The sequence below is a fragment of the Cupriavidus sp. 21MJTG02-4 genome (assembly GCF_057798975.1).
This window is the reverse complement of the sequence record NZ_JBYOJP010000004.1, coordinates 173,576-191,059: the sequence shown is the minus strand read 5'-3', so window position 1 is coordinate 191,059 and position 17,484 is coordinate 173,576. Positions and strand designations below refer to the sequence as shown.

Annotated in this window: 17 protein-coding genes; 12 read left to right on the top strand and 5 right to left on the bottom strand. The window is 64.2% G+C overall.

Features of this window, described 5'->3' with window-relative positions:
• Positions 1-558 precede the first annotated feature (558 nt).
• Genes AC3FKH_RS10230 through AC3FKH_RS10220 form a run of 3 tightly spaced genes read left to right on the top strand, consistent with a single transcriptional unit; the run spans position 559 to position 2,986 of the window.
• Positions 559-2,103: a glycoside hydrolase family 19 protein gene (locus AC3FKH_RS10230; RefSeq protein WP_488675654.1), complete on the top strand. Its 1,545-nt coding sequence runs from the start codon at positions 559-561 to the stop codon at positions 2,101-2,103.
• Positions 2,104-2,135: 32 nt separating this feature from the next.
• Positions 2,136-2,645 (top strand): hypothetical protein, encoded by a 510-nt coding sequence (locus AC3FKH_RS10225; RefSeq protein ID WP_488675187.1) that lies wholly within the window; start codon positions 2,136-2,138, stop codon positions 2,643-2,645.
• A gap of 50 nt (positions 2,646-2,695) precedes the next feature.
• On the top strand, positions 2,696-2,986 hold the full coding sequence (locus tag AC3FKH_RS10220; RefSeq protein ID WP_488675185.1) for a PAAR domain-containing protein: 291 nt from the start codon (positions 2,696-2,698) through the stop codon (positions 2,984-2,986).
• Positions 2,987-3,038: 52 nt separating this feature from the next.
• On the opposite strand, the gene AC3FKH_RS10215 is transcribed toward AC3FKH_RS10220, so the two are convergent.
• A complete protein-coding gene (locus AC3FKH_RS10215) occupies positions 3,039-3,791 on the bottom strand; it encodes a sulfite exporter TauE/SafE family protein (RefSeq protein WP_488675183.1) in 753 nt (250 codons plus the stop codon).
• 350 nt (positions 3,792-4,141) lie between these two features.
• Here AC3FKH_RS10215 and AC3FKH_RS10210 point away from each other — a divergent pair, with 350 nt between their 5' ends.
• The 9 genes from AC3FKH_RS10210 to AC3FKH_RS10170 all read left to right on the top strand — a co-directional run bounded on the left by AC3FKH_RS10210 (position 4,142) and on the right by AC3FKH_RS10170 (position 14,241).
• Positions 4,142-5,581 carry a cytochrome ubiquinol oxidase subunit I gene (locus AC3FKH_RS10210; protein ID WP_488675181.1) on the top strand — a complete coding sequence of 480 codons (1,440 nt, stop codon included), beginning with the start codon at positions 4,142-4,144 and terminating at the stop codon, positions 5,579-5,581.
• A gap of 4 nt (positions 5,582-5,585) precedes the next feature.
• Complete coding sequence (gene cydB, locus AC3FKH_RS10205) at positions 5,586-6,593, top strand: cytochrome d ubiquinol oxidase subunit II (RefSeq protein ID WP_488675179.1); 1,008 nt, start codon at positions 5,586-5,588, stop codon at positions 6,591-6,593.
• The gene (locus AC3FKH_RS10200) at positions 6,593-6,736 is read left to right on the top strand and encodes a DUF2474 family protein (RefSeq protein WP_488675178.1); all 144 of its coding nucleotides are present in this window, start codon (positions 6,593-6,595) and stop codon (positions 6,734-6,736) included. The genes cydB and AC3FKH_RS10200 overlap by 1 nt, the downstream gene beginning before the upstream one ends.
• Before the next feature lie 185 nt (positions 6,737-6,921).
• Complete coding sequence (locus tag AC3FKH_RS10195; RefSeq protein WP_488675176.1) at positions 6,922-8,958, top strand: alkaline phosphatase family protein; 2,037 nt, start codon at positions 6,922-6,924, stop codon at positions 8,956-8,958.
• A gap of 41 nt (positions 8,959-8,999) precedes the next feature.
• Positions 9,000-9,206: a hypothetical protein gene (locus AC3FKH_RS10190; protein WP_488675175.1), complete on the top strand. Its 207-nt coding sequence runs from the start codon at positions 9,000-9,002 to the stop codon at positions 9,204-9,206.
• A gap of 50 nt (positions 9,207-9,256) precedes the next feature.
• Positions 9,257-11,404: a phosphocholine-specific phospholipase C gene (locus AC3FKH_RS10185; protein ID WP_488675173.1), complete on the top strand. Its 2,148-nt coding sequence runs from the start codon at positions 9,257-9,259 to the stop codon at positions 11,402-11,404.
• 109 nt (positions 11,405-11,513) lie between these two features.
• Positions 11,514-12,401, top strand: a complete 888-nt coding sequence (locus AC3FKH_RS10180) for a LysR substrate-binding domain-containing protein (RefSeq protein WP_488675171.1) — start codon at positions 11,514-11,516, stop codon at positions 12,399-12,401.
• A 68-nt stretch (positions 12,402-12,469) separates the two neighbouring features.
• Positions 12,470-13,492 carry a M14 family zinc carboxypeptidase gene (locus AC3FKH_RS10175; protein ID WP_488675625.1) on the top strand — a complete coding sequence of 341 codons (1,023 nt, stop codon included), beginning with the start codon at positions 12,470-12,472 and terminating at the stop codon, positions 13,490-13,492.
• The gene (locus AC3FKH_RS10170) at positions 13,489-14,241 is read left to right on the top strand and encodes an alpha/beta fold hydrolase (RefSeq protein ID WP_488675169.1); all 753 of its coding nucleotides are present in this window, start codon (positions 13,489-13,491) and stop codon (positions 14,239-14,241) included. The genes AC3FKH_RS10175 and AC3FKH_RS10170 overlap by 4 nt, the downstream gene beginning before the upstream one ends.
• On the opposite strand, the gene AC3FKH_RS10165 is transcribed toward AC3FKH_RS10170, so the two are convergent.
• From AC3FKH_RS10165 to AC3FKH_RS10150, 4 genes are all read right to left on the bottom strand, one after another.
• Positions 14,231-14,794: a TetR/AcrR family transcriptional regulator gene (locus tag AC3FKH_RS10165; RefSeq protein WP_483714203.1), complete on the bottom strand. Its 564-nt coding sequence runs from the start codon at positions 14,792-14,794 to the stop codon at positions 14,231-14,233. The two genes, AC3FKH_RS10170 and AC3FKH_RS10165, sit on opposite strands and share 11 nt — an antisense overlap.
• 209 nt (positions 14,795-15,003) lie before the next feature.
• A complete protein-coding gene (locus tag AC3FKH_RS10160; protein ID WP_488675167.1) occupies positions 15,004-15,627 on the bottom strand; it encodes a copper resistance protein CopQ in 624 nt (207 codons plus the stop codon).
• Positions 15,628-16,038: 411 nt separating this feature from the next.
• The gene (locus AC3FKH_RS10155; protein ID WP_488675165.1) at positions 16,039-16,605 is read right to left on the bottom strand and encodes a TetR/AcrR family transcriptional regulator; all 567 of its coding nucleotides are present in this window, start codon (positions 16,603-16,605) and stop codon (positions 16,039-16,041) included.
• Positions 16,606-16,970: 365 nt separating this feature from the next.
• Positions 16,971-17,444 (bottom strand): copper resistance protein CopQ, encoded by a 474-nt coding sequence (locus AC3FKH_RS10150; protein WP_488675163.1) that lies wholly within the window; start codon positions 17,442-17,444, stop codon positions 16,971-16,973.
• Between the last annotated feature and the right edge of the window lie 40 nt (positions 17,445-17,484).

Sequence of the window (17,484 nt, the reverse complement as noted above, 5' to 3'; positions counted from 1 at the left end):
GGTCATCGTCCGTGAAAGGCGCGGTGAGTGGGGACATCTCCAGTCAATCACCAAGGGCGCGATGATCAGCCCGACTGCCGGCAGCACCTTTGGCTCGGAAGACCTGAATGTGCCGTGGGAAATGCCCGGCGGTGCGGAGGAGGCTCCCGTCACGCCCAAGGGCGACTGGGGCTGGGTCAACCTGCGCGGCCACCAGCCCACCAAGGAGCCCAGGCAACTGGATCAGGTCGTCATTCCAGGCAAGCCAATACCGGTGAAGGCGGGCACACCGCTGGGACAGCTTGGCGAATACCACGACTACGAGCGTGCGACACCCCTGCCGCCCATCGCCCGGCGTCAGATACTGCATCTGGAAGTCTTTACCGACGATGGCTTCAGTGCGTTCCTTGCCAAGAGCCGCGCAAGGGCTGCGCAATTGCCAGCGGACCAGCGCAGCCTGCTGGTTCTCAATAGCGGTGCAAAGCTGGTAGGGGCCATTCCAACGGCGGACCGCAAGCTGAGGCTTTACCATGCGGTGCAGAAGGTGGAGCCGACTGCGGACAGCCCGACCGGCGGCCCGTGGATCAAGGTTCAGCCCATGTATCTGGGAATAATGGGGATCGCCTACGAGTTCGACGGTCCGCCGGTCTGGATCGAGCGGACGAACCTGGCGAACGCCAGGACGACACGCCGGCCTGGAGCCGGTTCCCGCTGAGCCTGCAAGGCAGTGCAGACCCCGCCAATGGCTTTCTTCTCGTCTTCCCGCGCCGACAACTGGAAGCCTTGGAGACCCGGGACAAGGCCGCTGACGACCAGAAGGTCAAATGGTGGCAAGTGCGGTTCACCACCGCCGATGGCAAGAATGCCAGGGGGTGGTTATGCGAGAAGAACCATCCTGGCACGAAATGGGAAAGCCCGTGGGCGTGGCCCGGCTTCGAAACCGTAGATGCCACCGGCATCCAGATCGCCGATGCCTTCCGGCGCAATCTGGTCATCACCGGCGCCGCCAGTTGGAAAGAACAGAAGGAGTTCGAGCCGTCGCTGGCGGCGGTGAACAACAGCCCGTTGTTGCTCAAGCTGGAGCAGACGCTCGCGAAACTGGGCGCTGGCGACGGCAAGAACAAGGGCGGCCGAGTGACGGCCCGGGCCATCCAGTCGGCCATGCGCGTGCCGGCGTTCGCCCAGGCACTGTCTCGGGTAATCCTTCGCTATGAAAGCGAATGGGGCGGGGATATGAGCCGGTGGAATGCCATTACGCCCCTGATGCGCAATGCCAAGGCCAACTGGCTGTGCGAACTGGAGCGGATCAAGAAGCTGCAATGGTGGGATGAAGTAAAGGGCAAGGTGGCCGGATTTCCGGTCAGCGCGACCGTGCTGCATATTCACCCGGTTGCGCTGGTTGCGAATTTCTGCGCAAGACGCCCCTTAGTCACTTTGGCGATGCTACGAGTGATATGGCCATCGACATCCGTGCCCGATGCCAGATTGGCAGGAATTGCCGCGGAGATAAGCGCGAATATCGAGCAATATCATTTGGATTCCGAAATTCGCTTGAGCCATTTTTTCGCGCAGGTTCGGCAAGAAGCAGGCCCAAACTGCATCCTTGACGAGGATCTCAGATACTACACGCCTAGTCGTCTCGCAATTTTCAGTTATTTCAAGCGACACCCCGCTGAGGCGGAGCTGTATGGATACAAGCCACCTACACCAGGCAATGCCGAGGCGATCGCCAATAGGGCATATGAACATAAGAATGGAAATGGTGCAATTTCAAGTGGAGACGGATGGAAATACCGAGGGAGAGGTCTGAAGCAGACCACGGGAAGGGCAAATTATAGCGATTTTACGCGCGGATATTCACGATATTGGACATCAGACGCTCAAGACTTCGAAACCAATCCAGATTTGCTATCCACAACACAGTATGGAACGCGCTCCGGTGTATATTATTGGCTTGCACATCAGCTTTACAATATTGCGGACAAAACCAACAGCGACAATGCTAACGCAAAGGTGGACTCAATAACCGCATTGATCAACAAGAACACTGACAGCTACGGCGAGCGCAGGAATCATTTTCACAAGATTTTCGAGGCAGGAATATTCAAAGGCATTGGAAAATGATAACCATATCTCCATTCATACGAATAATCACCTTGCTTGTGCTGTTCCTGTCGCCTGCTCTCGCGCAGGAGGGATCGTCACCTTTTTCGACTCCGCAGACTGAACGGTACCGCATCAATCTCATCTCAAGCAGAGATTGGATCGAAGTAAACCAAGTTCACAACGAACTTGAGAGTTTATCGATAAGTTTCATTAACGAACGAGAAAATCATTTCCACATCGCGACATTTACCCAAAATGGGCCATCCCCACCAGAACTGATGAGCATCTTCAAAGTCAGGATGAATTCTCGCCAGCCAATAATCGCAATAGTCAAATGGCACTACTACCTGCCTGGTACCAACACAGAAGGGGATTACTACGAAGTACACGCGTATGACTTCAAGAAATTCGGCGATGCCCTCTTATTCTCAGAAAATAAGGATATTTCTGATTTATTCGGATCTGGATTCGACGGGAAGAAAGAGGGGAAAATTTCTCACTTTCTCTTCAAAAATGCAACTACCGTCCGACGGGCCATATCCAAACTTTCTCACCCATAGTCGGGGCCATCTATCGCTATATGTTACGACATGATTCCAAGGAATGGATCATGAACCAACGTCACGACATTCTCGACGGCGACACCACTACGACCAGCGGCAAAGTCATTGCGACTTCCCGGACCGAAATGCTGAACGGTCGCGCGTTGGCGTATGAAGGCGACCCCGTCTGGTGCCCAAAATGCAAGACAACGGGCAAGATAGCGTGCGTAGGCGAACGGCTGCCCAATCGGGGGCCGGATGGCCGTGAGCAGGCGTTGAGCTATGACTGGTGCCTGTGCAAGTGTGATCCGAAGCCGCGCCTGATTGCGTCGCAGAGCGACTCCGTCAGCATTGCATAGCCCTTCCCAGCCGTTCAACGGGGGCCCGCGTCCCGCCCCCGGACTGACCGGGTCACGGCCGTCCCAGCAGGCCGGGCAGCGAGGACACCAGCAGAACCACGCCTGACGCCGTCAATAGTGTCAGCACAATCTTGCGGAATGCGGCCTCGCTGATGCCCAGGTACACCCGGGCGCCGAGCAGCGACGGAATCAGCATCGCGGGCGCCACCACCAGGAACATCGGCAGCATGTCGCGCGTGACAATGCCCTTGCCGACGTAGGTGGCCATGGTCACCGCCAGCGTGGCCAGGTTGAAGTTCTGGATCACCGCGCGCTGCTCGTCCTTGTCGAACCCCCGCAGCGTGCACCACAGCGTGGGAATCACGCCGGTAAATCCGCCGATCCCGCCCATCACACCGCCGGCAGCCCCGGCCACGCTATCTGCCAGACGCCCGCCATGCGTAACCGCAGGCAAGCGCGGCGCCATCAGCATCACCGGACACCACAGCGTCAGGAAGGCACCGAACACTGCCTTGAACAGCTGGGCATTCAATGCCGGCAAGATCGCCACGCCGATAGGAATGCCGACCAGCCCACCCGCCACGAACGGCCACAAGCGGCGCAGCGACAGGCCGCGCCGTACCGAAAACGCTGACAGAAGCTGCCCGGTCAGCGCGCCGAATACCGTCATGGCCGACGCCATGTGTGGCTCGATGGTCCAGGCCCAGAAGGACATGGCGACCATGCCGAAGGCGAACCCTGAGAGGCCCTGCACGAAGCCGGCAACGGCTGCGCCGAGGATGACAATGATCAGGGTGAAGTCCATGCGGGGAGCAATCGGCCGAAAGCGAAAAGTTGACGAATATGCCCTTTTTGTCGCGCGTTGTCACGGCCTGCATCTGATACGGTCTTTTTCGCATCCATTGCTTCTGTTTTCCAGGCGCGCGAACGCTTAGCATCGAACCGTGCGACAAAGGCCCGAGCCGTCATGCGACGATATGTCGCCCGGCGTCCGGCGCCCTTGCCGGCACATGGCGGCGCATGCGGCGTACACTACGCTCACCGCACGCGCCAACGGCCCGCGCCCCTGGCGCGCTGTCGGCCAACCTCCACGCCTTACGGGCATGACGGTGTAGCCGACGACGTGCAAAGGGCCAGCGCCACGGAGAACAAGACATGTTTGGCTTCACCGCGCTCGAACTCGCCCGTATCCAGTTCGGCTTCACCATTTCCTTCCACATCATCTTTCCGGCCATCACCATCGGCCTGGCCGCGTATCTCGCGGTGCTCGAGGGCTGCTGGCTGCGCACGCAGCGACCGGTCTACCGCGACCTGTACCACTTCTGGTCGAAGATCTTTGCAGTCAATTTCGGCATGGGCGTGGTGTCGGGACTCGTCATGGCGTACCAGTTCGGCACCAACTGGAGCTTTTTCTCCGAGTTCGCGGGCAGCATCACCGGCCCGTTGCTGACCTATGAAGTGCTGACCGCGTTCTTCCTCGAGGCAGGCTTCCTTGGCGTCATGCTTTTCGGCTGGAACCGCGTCGGACCCGGGCTGCATTTCTTCGCGACCGTCATGGTCGCGCTGGGCACGCTGATCTCGGCGACCTGGATCCTGGCCTCCAACAGCTGGATGCAAACCCCGCAGGGCTACGAAATCATCAATGGCCGTGTCGTGCCGACCGACTGGTTCCAGGTCATCTTCAACCCGTCGTTCCCCTACCGCCTGGTGCATATGAGCGTGGCAGCCTTCCTCGCCACGGCACTGTTCGTCGGCGCATCAGGGGCGTGGCATCTGCTGCGTGGCCGCGACAACCCGGCCATCCGCAAGATGCTGTCGATGGCGATGTGGATGCTGCTGATCGTTGCGCCGATCCAGGCCGTGATCGGCGACATGCATGGCATCAACACGCTCAAGCACCAGCCGGCCAAGATTGCCGCGATGGAAGGCCATTGGGAAAGCCACGGCGAGCAAGGCGTCCCGCTGCTGCTGTTCGGCTGGCCCGACATGGAGCGTGAAGAAACCCGCTTTGCCGTGGGCATTCCGCGCCTGGGCAGCCTGATCCTCACGCACAGTCTCGACGGACAGATCAAGGGCCTGAAGGAATTCGCGCCGCAGGACCGGCCAAACTCCACCATCCTGTTCTGGTCATTCCGCGTGATGGTCGGGCTGGGCGTGCTGATGATCCTGCTGGGCCTGTGGAGCCTGTGGCTGAGACGCGGCAAGCGGCTGTTCCAGTCAAGGCCGTTCCTGCACGTGGCGCTGTGGATGGGGCCGGCGGGACTGGTCGCGATCCTGGCGGGCTGGTTCACCACCGAGATCGGGCGCCAGCCGTGGGTCGTCTACGGACTGCAGCGCACCGCCGATGCCGTCACGCCGCACAACGTGCCCGAACTCGCGCTGACGCTCGGCCTGTTCGTGGTGTCCTACTTCTTCGTGTTCGGCGTAGGCATTGCCTACATGCTGCGACTGGTGCGCAAGGGCCCGGTGATCGACGAGGGCTCGCAGGAACGCCACGGCGGCCCGGGCCGCGAACATACCCCCGCACGCCCGCTTTCGGCCATCGAGGACGACGATGTGATGGCGCCCAACCAACCCGCTCGCAGCAGGAGCTGACACCATGGGCATCGACCTTTCCCTTCTCTGGATCCTCATCATCTTCTTCGGCGTGATGATGTATGTCGTCATGGATGGCTTCGACCTGGGCATCGGCATGCTGTTTCCGTTCATGCCGGATCGCCATGACCGCGATGTCATGATGAACACCGTCGCCCCGGTCTGGGACGGCAACGAGACCTGGCTGGTCCTCGGTGGCGCGGGCCTGCTGGCGGCGTTCCCGCTGGCCTATGCCGTGGTGCTGAGCGCGCTCTACCTGCCGCTCATGCTGATGCTGCTGGGCCTGATCTTCCGCGGCGTGGCGTTCGAGTTCCGCTTCAAGGCCAATGACCGCGAGCGGCCGGTGTGGGACGCGGCCTTCATCGGCGGCTCGCTCACGGCATCGTTCTTCCAGGGCGTGGCGCTGGGCGCGTATATCGACGGCATCCGCATGGAAGGCCACCGCTTTGCCGGCGGGCCGCTGGACTGGCTCGCGCCCTTCCCGCTGTTCTGTGGCGTGGGCGTGGTCGTGGCCTACACGGTGCTGGGCAGCACCTGGCTGATCATGAAGACCGAAGGCGGCCTGCAGCAGCGCATGGTGCGGCTGGCCGGCACGCTGGGCTGGGTGCTGCTCGCCGTCATCGCGATCATCAGCGTGTGGACCCCGATTACGCACCCTAGCATTGCCGAGCGCTGGTTCCGCCTGCCGAACCTGGTATGGTTCTCGCCAGTGCCGCTGCTGGTGGTGCTGTGCGTGCTCGGGCTGATGCGTTCGCTGCGCCAGTCGCACCATATCGCACCGTTCCTGTACGCGCTGGGCCTGGTGTTCCTGGGCTATACGGGCCTTGCGATCAGTGTCTGGCCGAACATCATCCCGCCCGGCATCTCGATCTGGGACGCCGCCGGGCCGCCGCAAAGCCAGGGCTTTGCGCTGGTGGGCGCGCTGTTCATCATCCCGTTCATCCTGATGTACACGGTGTGGGCCTACTACGTGTTCCGCGGCAAGGTCCGCCACGGCGAGGGGTACCACTGATGGCCCCCCAATCCGTCCGGATGCCGCTCTGGCTCAGGCGCGTCGGCTGGCTGGTGCTGATCTGGGTCGCCAGCGTGGCCGCGCTCGGCGCCGCGGCCTGGCTGCTGCGGCTGCTTATGGCCGGGGCCGGGTTCCACCGCTGACCTTCGGCGCCAGTGCGGCCGGCGCCTTTGCGCCGGCCTTGTCTGCAATGCCTGCAAGAATCCGAATGCCGCCATCAGGATTCTTTGCCTGCCTGTCACTACGGTGACAACCCCAGCTTTTACTCTGCCTGCATCCCGCGGGGCATGCCCTGCGCACAACAAGCAATCAGACAGGGGAGTAGAGCATGGCATGGATTCTTGCTCGGCCGGGGCGTCGCAGGCACGCCCTCAGCCTGGCCATGGCAGGCGTGGCGGCCGCCACGCTGGCCGCATGCGGAGGAGATGGTGCGCAGGCGCCGGCCGGCGAACCCGCCGATTCGGGCAGCACGCCCAAGCCGGTGGCCCCGGCAGCCAGCAAGGTGCTGCTGATTGGCGTTGACGGCGCCACGTATGAACAGGTGCAAGGCGCTATCCTGCGCCGCGAGCTGCCCAATCTTGCGCAGCTGAATCTGGTGCCAGCCGCCACCGGCGGCATGCCGGGCACCATCACCGCACAGCCGACGCTGGATGCGCCCAGCTGGGCCACTGTACTCACCGGCGCCTGGGCCAACCGTCACGGCGTGACGGACGACACCGGCACGGTTGCTCCCCAGGCGCCGAGCGTTTTTCGCTACTTCCGCACCGGCGCCAAGGCCGGCACGCAGCTTGGCGGCGCGATCAGCTCGGCCGTGGTGTCGCCCTTGCTGACTGGCGAACGCGATGCCGGCGCCGTCGATACGCTGGTTGACTGCGCCGGCGCCGACAGCTGCGTGACGCAGAACAGCGTGAAGCTGGTGCAGTCCGGCTACGGGCTGGTGTTCGCACAGTACAGCGCACCGGCACTCGCGGCCGAGTCCGACGGCTTCGGCGCCGGCAGCTATACCACGGCGCTGGCCGGCTTCGACCAGGCACTGGGTGAGTTGCTCGCAGCCGTGGCAGATCGCCGCAAGACGCAGCCGAACGAGGACTGGCTCGTGATGGTCACCACCAGCCACGGGCTCGACGCCAACGGCGCCACCACGTCGGTTCCGACCGTCGAGAACCGCACCGCCTTCATCGCCATGAACAAGCCGCTGAACCCGGCCCTGGCCAGTTCCGGAAGCGCGGCACCCGTCACGCCCGCCGACCTGTCGGCACTGCCGACCGAGGCCGACATTGCCCCGACGTTGCTTGGGCACGCCGGCATTGCGATCGATGCCAGCGCCAACCGCTTCGACGGCATGCCGCTGAACGGCACCGGCGCAGGCGTACGCGGTATCCGCATGGCGGTGGGCCGCTACAACGATTCGATCGAGCTGACCTGGCAGAACGCCCCGGCCTCCGCCGGTGAAACGCTCGTGCTGCGCGACGGCGTGCAGGTCGCCCGCCTGCCGGCCGGCGCCACGCAGTACGTCGACAACGCCTTCGACCTGCCCACCGGCCTGTACCGCTTCAACTACACACTGGTGCGCAACGGCGTGCCGGTGTCCTACCTGGCCCAGATCAATTACGTGAAGCCGGTACCGCTGGCCACCACGCTGCGCAACAACCTGGCCACCTACTTCAGCCTGGACAGCAAGCCTGCCGTCGACGCCAAGGCCAGCGCCACGCTCGGTCCGTGGGTACCAGGCACGGACGGCGGCTCGCTTGTCGACGACAACTTCGGCGCCAAGGGATTGCGTGTCGATTCCAACGTCGATGCCTACCAGTTCGTGCAGAACGGTGCAGACATCGCGCTCAGCCCGCAGTTCACCATCGGCTTCTGGTTCCGCACCGATTGCACGCAGGGCAACGGCACCGGCGAGCCCATCCTCTCCAACAAGAACTACACCTCGGGCGCGAATGCCGGCATCGCCTTCGGCCTGTTCGGCAGTTGCGAGGTCCGCTTCAACATCGGCAGCGGCGGCAAGCGCGACGACATCAACGGCATGAAGGTGTCCGCCAACCAGTGGGCGTACCTCGCCCTGTCCGTCGATACAGTGGCCAAGACGTTCAGCGGCTACATCATCGACCCCGTGCTGGGCCTGCAGAAGGTCGAGAACAAGGCCATCGCGTCGACCGACGTGACCAAGCTCAACGGCCTGGCCACCAAGGCCTGGGGGCTCAATGACGATGCCACCCATAACTATGTGGCAAACAACGCCGGATCGCTCAAGGGCGTGATGGCCTTCAACGACCTCGCCATGTGGACGCGGGTGCTGACGCTGGACGAACTGAAGTCCATCACTGCATCGCGCCAGCCGCTGTCCAGCCTCAACCCATGACCCGCTCCATCCACGGCCCAAGCATTCAGGAGAACCTCACCATGAACCGAATCCTGCGCGCAGCCACGCGTCCGCACTGGATGGCCACCCTGCTGATGTGCGCGGCGCTGTCCGCCTGCGGCGGCAGCGATGACAACGCCGCAAACGGCACGCAAACACCGACCGGTGGCTCGCAGACTCCGAGCGGCGGCGACAACGCCGTCAACCAGCCGCCTGCCGTCAAGCCTGCCATCCGCTGCGCGCCTTGAGCGAACGCAAGCCCGCCGACCATCCTGAACCTATCCGGCTACAGAACGACATGACCGCCAACAGCAGAAGCAGAAGCAGACGCAGTTTCCTCAAGCTTGCCGGCACCAGCGCCGCGGCCACCGCCGCACTGGCTGCCTTCCCGCCGGCCATCCGCCGTGCGCTCGCCATCCCGGCCAACAATGCCACGGGCACCATCCGCGACGTCGAGCACGTCGTGATCCTGATGCAGGAAAACCGCTCGTTCGACAACTACTTCGGCACGCTGCGCGGCGTGCGCGGCTTCGGTGACCGCTTCCCGATCCCGCTCGCGGGCGGGCTCAATGTCTGGCAGCAGACCTATGTCGGCAGCACCACGCGCACGGTCCTGCCTTATCACCTGGACAGCACGGCCGGCAACGCCCAGCGCGTCAGCGGCACCCCGCATACCTACCCCGATGCGCAGAACGCGTGGGACCTGGGCCGCATGAACAAGTGGCCGACCTACAAGAACACGCAGTCAATGGGCTATTACACCGAAGCCGAACTGGACTTCCAGTTCGCGCTGGCCAATGCCTTCACTATCTGCGACGCCTACCACTGCGGCTTCCATGGCGGCACCAACCCCAACCGCCTGTTCCACTGGACCGGCACCAACGACCCGAGCGCCACGCACGGCGGGCCGGTCATCGACAACAGCGGCGACTCGTTCACAGGCTCCAATACACCCTACACCTGGACAACCTATCCGGAACGGCTGGAAGCTGCCGGCGTGAGCTGGAAGGTCTACCAGAACATGCCGGACAACTTCACCGACAACCCGCTGGCAGGCTTCAAGCAGTATCGCGATGCCAACCTCGCGCGCGGCAATGCGGCCAACGGCAGCCCCTACCCCGCCTACGCCAGCAGTGACGACGCCATCAACCCGCTGATCAAGGGCATCTCCAACACGATGCCCGACGGCGGCTTCCTGCAGGCCCTGCGCGACGATGTCGCGGCCGGCAAGCTGCCGCAGGTGACGTGGATCGTCGCGCCCGCCAACTACTCCGAACATCCGGGGCCTTCCAGCCCGGTGCAAGGGGCCTGGTACACGCAGGAAGTCCTGAACGCGCTGACGGCAAACCCCGAGATCTGGAGCAAGACGGTCCTGCTGATCAACTTCGACGAGAACGACGGCTTCTTCGACCATGTGCCGCCGCCATGCGCGCCGGCCTATGAGAACGGCGTGCTTGCCGGTGCCTCGACGGTTGCCACGGATGGCGAGTACCACGTCGACAAGAAGCCCTACGGCCCCGGGCCGCGCGTGCCGATGTACGTGGTCTCGCCGTGGAGCCGCGGCGGCTGGGTCAACTCGCAGGTGTTCGACCATACGTCGGTGCTGCACTTCCTGGAAGCCCGCTTTGGCGTCAGGGAGGCCAACGTCACAGCCTACCGGCGTGCCGTGGTCGGCGACCTGACCTCCGCGTTCAACTTCGTCAGCCCCAACTCTGCCGCACTGCCGTCCTTGCCGAGCCGCGACAAGGCCGGCGCCGACGCCATCCGCAACGCGCAGGGCGCCCTGGCGCAGGTGCCGCTGCCCTCGGCGGCAGCGCAGCAGATGGCCGCGCAGGCCAAAGGCACGCGCCCCTCGCGCGCCTTGCCGTACGAACTGCACGTCAGCGCCCGTGAGGATGCCGCCGGTCGGCTGGTGTGGCTGCTGTTCAGCAACACCGGCAAGCAGGCCGCGGTCTTTCATGTGTATGACCGCCTGCACCTGGACCGCGTGCCGCGCCGCTACCTGGTCGAGCCCGGCAAGGAGCTGGACGGCAGCTGGGATGCCTTTGCCACCGACAGCGGCAAGTACGACCTGTGGGTGCTCGGGCCTAACGGCTTCCATCGCGCCTTCAGCGGCGACGTGAGCACCGTCACGGCTCCGTATGCCAGCGCGCCCGAGATCCGCGTCTGCTACGACATCGCCAACGCGGCGGTCTACCTGACGCTGATCAACACCGGCAGCGGCCCCTGCACCTTCACCGTCCAGCCCAACGCCTACCGCATGGACGGCCCGTGGACTTACGAGATCCCGGCAGGCAAGCAGCTTGAGCAGCACTGGCCCGTGGGATTGCAGGGTAACTGGTACGACTTCACCGTGAGCACGGCCCAGGGCGGGTTCACGCGGCGCTTCGCCGGACGCCTGGAAACCGGTGCCGACAGCGTGTCCGACCCGGCCATGGGGACCTGAACCCAGCCCGTCACCAGGGAAAGCGTAGCGGTACTGTCACATTGCACCGCTAGACTGCGCGGTCGACTGGTGCCTGCGCGCCCGCTACCTTTCCCTGCCCCCTTATCCCATGCTCGGCGACCTTCTCACGACCTTCTTCGAAGTGGCACGCCAGGGCAGCATTACCACGGCTGCCAGGCAACTTGGCGTGAGCCAGCCCACGGTCACGGCGCGCATCCGCCAGCTGGAGGATGCCTATGGCGTGGAGCTGTTCTATCGCCGTGCGAGCCGGATCGACCTGAGCGACGTCGGTGTCGCGCTGATGCCGGTGGTGGAGCAGTTGATGCAACAGGAAAGCAATGCCGACTATCTGCTGCGCAACGCCGGGAACCTGCGTTTCGGCAACCTGCGCATCGGCGCGACCGGCCCCTACTACATCCTGCGCAGCGTGGCCGCGTTCCGGCAACGCTTCCCGGCGGTCGAGGTCAGCATCGAGATCGGCAATTCGCAGCAGATGATCGAGGCGCTGCTGGAGTACCGCATCGATGCCGCGGTCTCCTCGCACGCCGTGGAAGATGGCAGGCTGGCCCGTACCCGCCTGGCTTCCGATCCGATGGTGCTCGTGGTCCATGCGGACCACCCGTTCGCGCGGCTGCCGCATGTCGATATCGCCCGGCTCGCCGAATGCCACCTGCTCGTGCGCGAGCATGGTTCGATGACCCGCCAGGCCACCGAGGCGGCGCTGTCCGCCTGCGGCCAGGAGCTGCCGCGCCATATGGTCATCGGCAGCCGGGAGGCCATCTACGAGGCCATCCGGCAGAATCTCGGGGCGAGCGTCGTGCCCGCCGGCGAGGTGCCGCGCGACCCGACGCTGCGCATCGTGACGTTTGCGCAACGCCCGCCCGTCCTGCACGAATACCTGTACTGCCTGGAAAGCCGGCGCCATACGCGCCTGGTGGGCGCCTTCCTGGAATGCGTGAAAGCCCTGGCGCCTGACCCGCAGGCACAGGCCGCCTGAGCGATGCGGGGCGCGCCCTGCCCGGCGGCCACGTGGCCGCCATGCCGCCCAGCGCCTATATTGGTGCCATGAGCGAGCACGCCGCTTTTGCCGAATACGAACAGTTGCTGGGCCTGCTGGATGCGGGCAGCCGCGTGCTGGACGCGCGCGCGGTTTGCGAAACCTCGGTGCGCGGCCATCGTTTCTCGGTCTACGCGGCCACCGTCGGCGCCACGGCGCCCGATGCGCCGGCAATCGGCATCTTCGGCGGCATTCACGGGCTGGAGCGCATCGGCACGCAACTCGTGCTGGACTACCTGCGCTCGCTGCTCTGGCGCCTGGAGTGGGATGAACTGCTGCACGAGGAGCTGCAGTCGGTGCGGCTGGTCTTCATGCCCATCGTCAACCCGGGCGGCATGTGGGCCGCCACCCGCGCCAACCCCAACGGCGTCGACCTGATGCGCAATGCACCGCAGGATGCCGACGCGCGCGTGCCATTCCTGGCCGGCGGCCAGCGCATCGGCGCCTGGCTGCCATGGTTTCGCGGCCGCGCGGGTCGCCCGATGGAAATCGAAAGCCAGGCCTTGCTGAGGGTGGTGCAAAGCGAGCTGCTGTCGCGGCCGCTCAGCTTCGCGGTGGATTGCCACTCGGGCTACGGCTGGCGCGACAGCATCTGGTTCCCGTATGCGCGCACGCACCGCCCCATGCCGCATCTGCCGGAGATGTACCTGCTCAAGACCATGTTCGAGCAGGCCCATCCGCACCATGGCTATGCATTCGAGCCACAGAGCCACCAGTACCTGCTGCACGGCGACCTGTGGGACTACGCGTATGACCTGGCGCCGCCGGAGAACCTGTTCCTGCCGATGACGCTGGAGTTGGGCTCGTGGCTGTGGATCAAGAAGAATCCGCGGCAACTGTTCTCGCGCGATGGCATGTTCAACCCGATCAAGGCACACCGCACCGCGCGGGTACTGCGCCGCCATGTGAGCCTGTTCGATTTCCTTGGCCGCATCGCCTTTGCGCCACAGCGCTGGCTGCCGACCGGCGAGCGCCGCGCGCAGTTGCAGGAGCAGGCGCGTGCGCACTGGAACCAGCGCTCCGGGACATGACGGACTGGGTATTCCTACGCGGCCTTACGCGCGAAAGCCGGCACTGGGGCACGCTGCCCCAGCGATGGCAGGCTGTCGGACTGGGCACGCCGCTGGCGCTGGACCTGCCCGGCAATGGCACGCTCTGCCACGAAGTATCACCAGCAAGCGTGCCGGGACTCGTCGCGTCGGTCCGGGACAGCTTGAGACAGGCAGGACAGCTGCGACACTGCCGGGTGCTGGCGATGTCGCTGGGTGCGATGGTGGCGGCGGAATGGGCGCGCCGGTTTCCCGACGAGGTGGCCGCGCTGGTCCTGATCAACACCAGCATGCGGCCCTTCAGCACCATGGCGCAGCGGCTGCGTCCGGCCAACTGGCCTGACCTGCTGCGCATCGCTGCCGCCTGGGAGAACCGGGACTATTGCGAGCCCACCATCCACCGGCTGACCTGCGCACGCAGCGATGCAAAACAGGCCGACATCGAGGCGTGGAGGCAAATCGCGACCAGCGCGCCAGTCAGCCGGAGTTCGGCGCTACGGCAACTGCTGGCGGCTGCGCGTTACCGTGCGGATCGCCAGCCGCCCTGCCCGTCCACCCTGCTGATCGCTTCGGATGCCGATCGTCTGGTCGACCCGGTCTGCTCCGACCATCTGGCGCGCATGTGGAAGGTGCCGCTGCTACGCCACCCATGGGCAGGCCATGACCTGCCGCATGATGATCCCGACTGGCTGTGCGACACGGTAGCGCGCCAGCTCGCGCTTACGGCATGACCCCGGCCAGCACGGCCGCGGCAGCCTCGAGACGCTCATGCGTGCCGAACAGCCGTGCGGCCATGAGCCCGTTCTGCAGCGAGCCGTAGACCACTTGCGCCAACTGCGCGGGCGGCACCGGATACGGCTTGTCGCGCAGTGGCTGGGCGCGTTCGAACAAGCCGGTCAGCCACGTCTCATGCATGTGAACGTACTCGCGCATCGTCGCGCGCACCGGCTCGGAGAGCGACAGCACATCGGCCGACAGCATGCCCACCAGGCAGGCCTGATCGGTGCCGAAGGCCGTGCGGACCGGCTCCAGGTATTGCCGCGCCTGTTCCGCCGGAGGCAGCCTGGTGTCGATCGCGCGGATGCGCTCCTGGACGCGGGCGCTGTATTCACGCACCGCCTCGAGCACGAGATCGTCCTTGGATGGGAAATAGTAGTGGATGCTCGAGGTCTTGACGCCCACCAGTTCGGCGAGGTCGCGATAGCTGAAGCCGTTGAAACCCTTGCGACGGATCAGCACCAGCGTGTGCTCGATCAGTTGTTCGCGAACGGATAGTGTTTTCATGGCTTCAGACCCCTTGCAATGGACTGCCGGTCAGGCCGGCAGCGTTTGCGCGAGCAGCGTGATGAGTGAACCGCTGAAGAGGCAGAGCCCCACCCATCCAACCAGTATCAGCGCGCTGTCACGCAAATTCATGATGTTCCCCTTTGGGAGCGGGCGACGTACCGCCCGCTGTGAATGTCAGTTGGCCGGCCACAGGCCGGCCGCTCTGGTCAGGCGAGTGCGCCGTCGGTGTACGGGTCGGTCTTGCCAACCTTGGCGCCGTCCAGGTACGGATCAACGCTGCGTGCCGGCGTAGCCGAGACACTACGCGTATCCAGGCCGGCTACCGTACGGGCACCGTCCGTGTACGGGTCGGTCTTGCCAACCTTGGCACCGTCCAGGTACGGATCAACGCTGCGTGCCGGCGTAGCCGAGACACCACGCGTATCCAGGCCGGCTACCGTACGGGCGCCGTCCGTGTACGGGTCGGTCTTGCCAACCTTGGCACCGTCCAGGTACGGATCAACGCTGCGTGCCGGCGTAGCCGAGACACCACGCGTATCCAGGCCGGCTACCGTACGGGCGCCGTCCGTGTACGGATCAGGCTTGCCGACGCGTGCGCCATCGGTGTAGGGATCAGCCTTCCCAACGCGCGCGCCATCGGTGTACGGGTCGAACTTGCCAACCTTGGCGCCGTCGGTGAAGGCATCGACCTTGCCGACGCGGTAGTTGTAGCCATAGGTGTCCCCGGCTGAACCGCTGCCGCTCGGGGCAGCGGCCTGCGCGAGGCCAGTGGCGAGTGCGGCGGCAAGGGTGGCGGCGGTGATAACGGTCTTGGCGAACTTGGCATTCATGATGGGCTCCTGGGCTGGCGACCTCCCGGTAGGCGTCGCCTGGGTTCGGTTCAATCTTCGGGTCTCTTTTTGATCCCGCATCTACTAGTAGATAGATAACCGGATTCAAAAAAAGACCGTCTTCACGGTATTGCGATGGTCCCGTTGCAGAACCGGTTTCTTTTTCCTTGCCGGTGCAGCAGCGCTTCCATGAGTCAAATACTATCTACTACTAGGTAGATAGTCAAGGAAAAAGATTTCTATCGCACCGATAGACATCCCGCGATGGCTTTAACCCCTTGATAAATAACGATATGCACGCCCCAAAGCGCAGCTGGGCGGCCTTGCATCGAGCCCATTCCCGCAAACAAAAAAGCTGCCGTGCAGCATTCGCCACATGGCAGCTTTGCGCCGGGCTATCTGACGTAGGCGTTAGCCGGCTACGGCAGCCAGCAGGGTATCCGCGGCAGATTCCACCCGGTCAGACGTACCGAACAGGCGCGCCGAAATCAATCCGCTTTGCAGCGAGCCGAACACGACCTGTGCCAGGCGCGCGGGCGGCACCGGGAACGGCGTCGTCCGTTGCGGCTGGGCACGTTCCAGCAAGCCAGTCAGCCAGCGCTCGTTCATCAGGAAAAAGCTCTGCAGCAACTCGTGAACCGATTCGGGCAAGCACAAGGTCTCGGCCGACAGCATGCCGCACAGGCAGATCTGATCCGAACCGCAGCTGGCGCGGAACGGGGCCAGGTAGATGGCGGCCTGCTCGGTCACGGGCAGCGCGGTATCGATCGACCGCAGGCGTTCGGACATGGCCGCGCTATATGTCTTGACGGCCTCCAGGACGAGATCGTCCTTGGTCGGAAAGTAATAGTGGATGCTCGACGTCTTGACGCCGACCAGTTCGGCTAGGTCCCGGTAGCTGAAGCCATTGAAGCCCCGGCGCCGGATCAGGACGAGCGTGTGCTCGAGCAGTTGCTCTCGTACGGATTGCGTTTTCATGAGGCCAGTTTATCTACATGAAGATAGACGCTCAAGGAGAACGCCTGAAGGCACGGGTAATCCCTTAGGACTGATGCCGGACAGAGACCCGCGCACCTGAATTTGCCGGTGCCCCGACGGACACAGCCCCGGCTTAACCGGGGCGTGCCATGGTGAATCGGTTCAATCAGGCGGTTTAACCTGGCAGGACCTGCGCGGCGAAGGTGATCATCGAGCCACTCGTCACGCAGACCAGCAACCATCCGCCGAGCAGAAGGAAACTGTCACGCAAATTCATGATGGACTCCATTGCGGCCAGCCAGGCCCTGCATGGACCTGGCTGCCGTGGCGAAAGAAAACCGCCGGCCTGCCAGGCCGGCAGACGGTCAGGCGAGCGCGCCGTCGGTGTACGGGTCGAACTTGCCGACCTTGGCACCGTCCAGGTACGGGTCAGCGCTGCGTGCCGGCGTGGCCGAGACACCGCGCGTATCCAGGCCGGCGACCGTACGGGCACCATCGGTGTACGGGTCGAACTTGCCAACCTTGGCGCCGTCCAGGTACGGATCAACGCTGCGTGCCGGCGTGGCGGACACACCACGCGTATCCAGACCCGCTACAGTGCGGGCACCGTCCGTGTACGGGTCGGTCTTGCCGACCTTGGCACCATCGGTGTACGGGTCGAACTTGCCAACCTTGGCGCCGTCGGTGAACGGATCGGTCTTGCCGACGCGGAAGCTGTACCCGTACTTGTCCCCGGCAAAGTTGCTGTCGCGCGGGCCCGAAGCCTGGGCGACGCCGCTGGCGAGCGCGGCGGCAAGGGTTGCGGCAGTGATGACGGTCTTGGCGAACTTGGCATTCATGATGGGCTCCTTGGCTGGCGACCTTCCCTGGGGCGTCGCG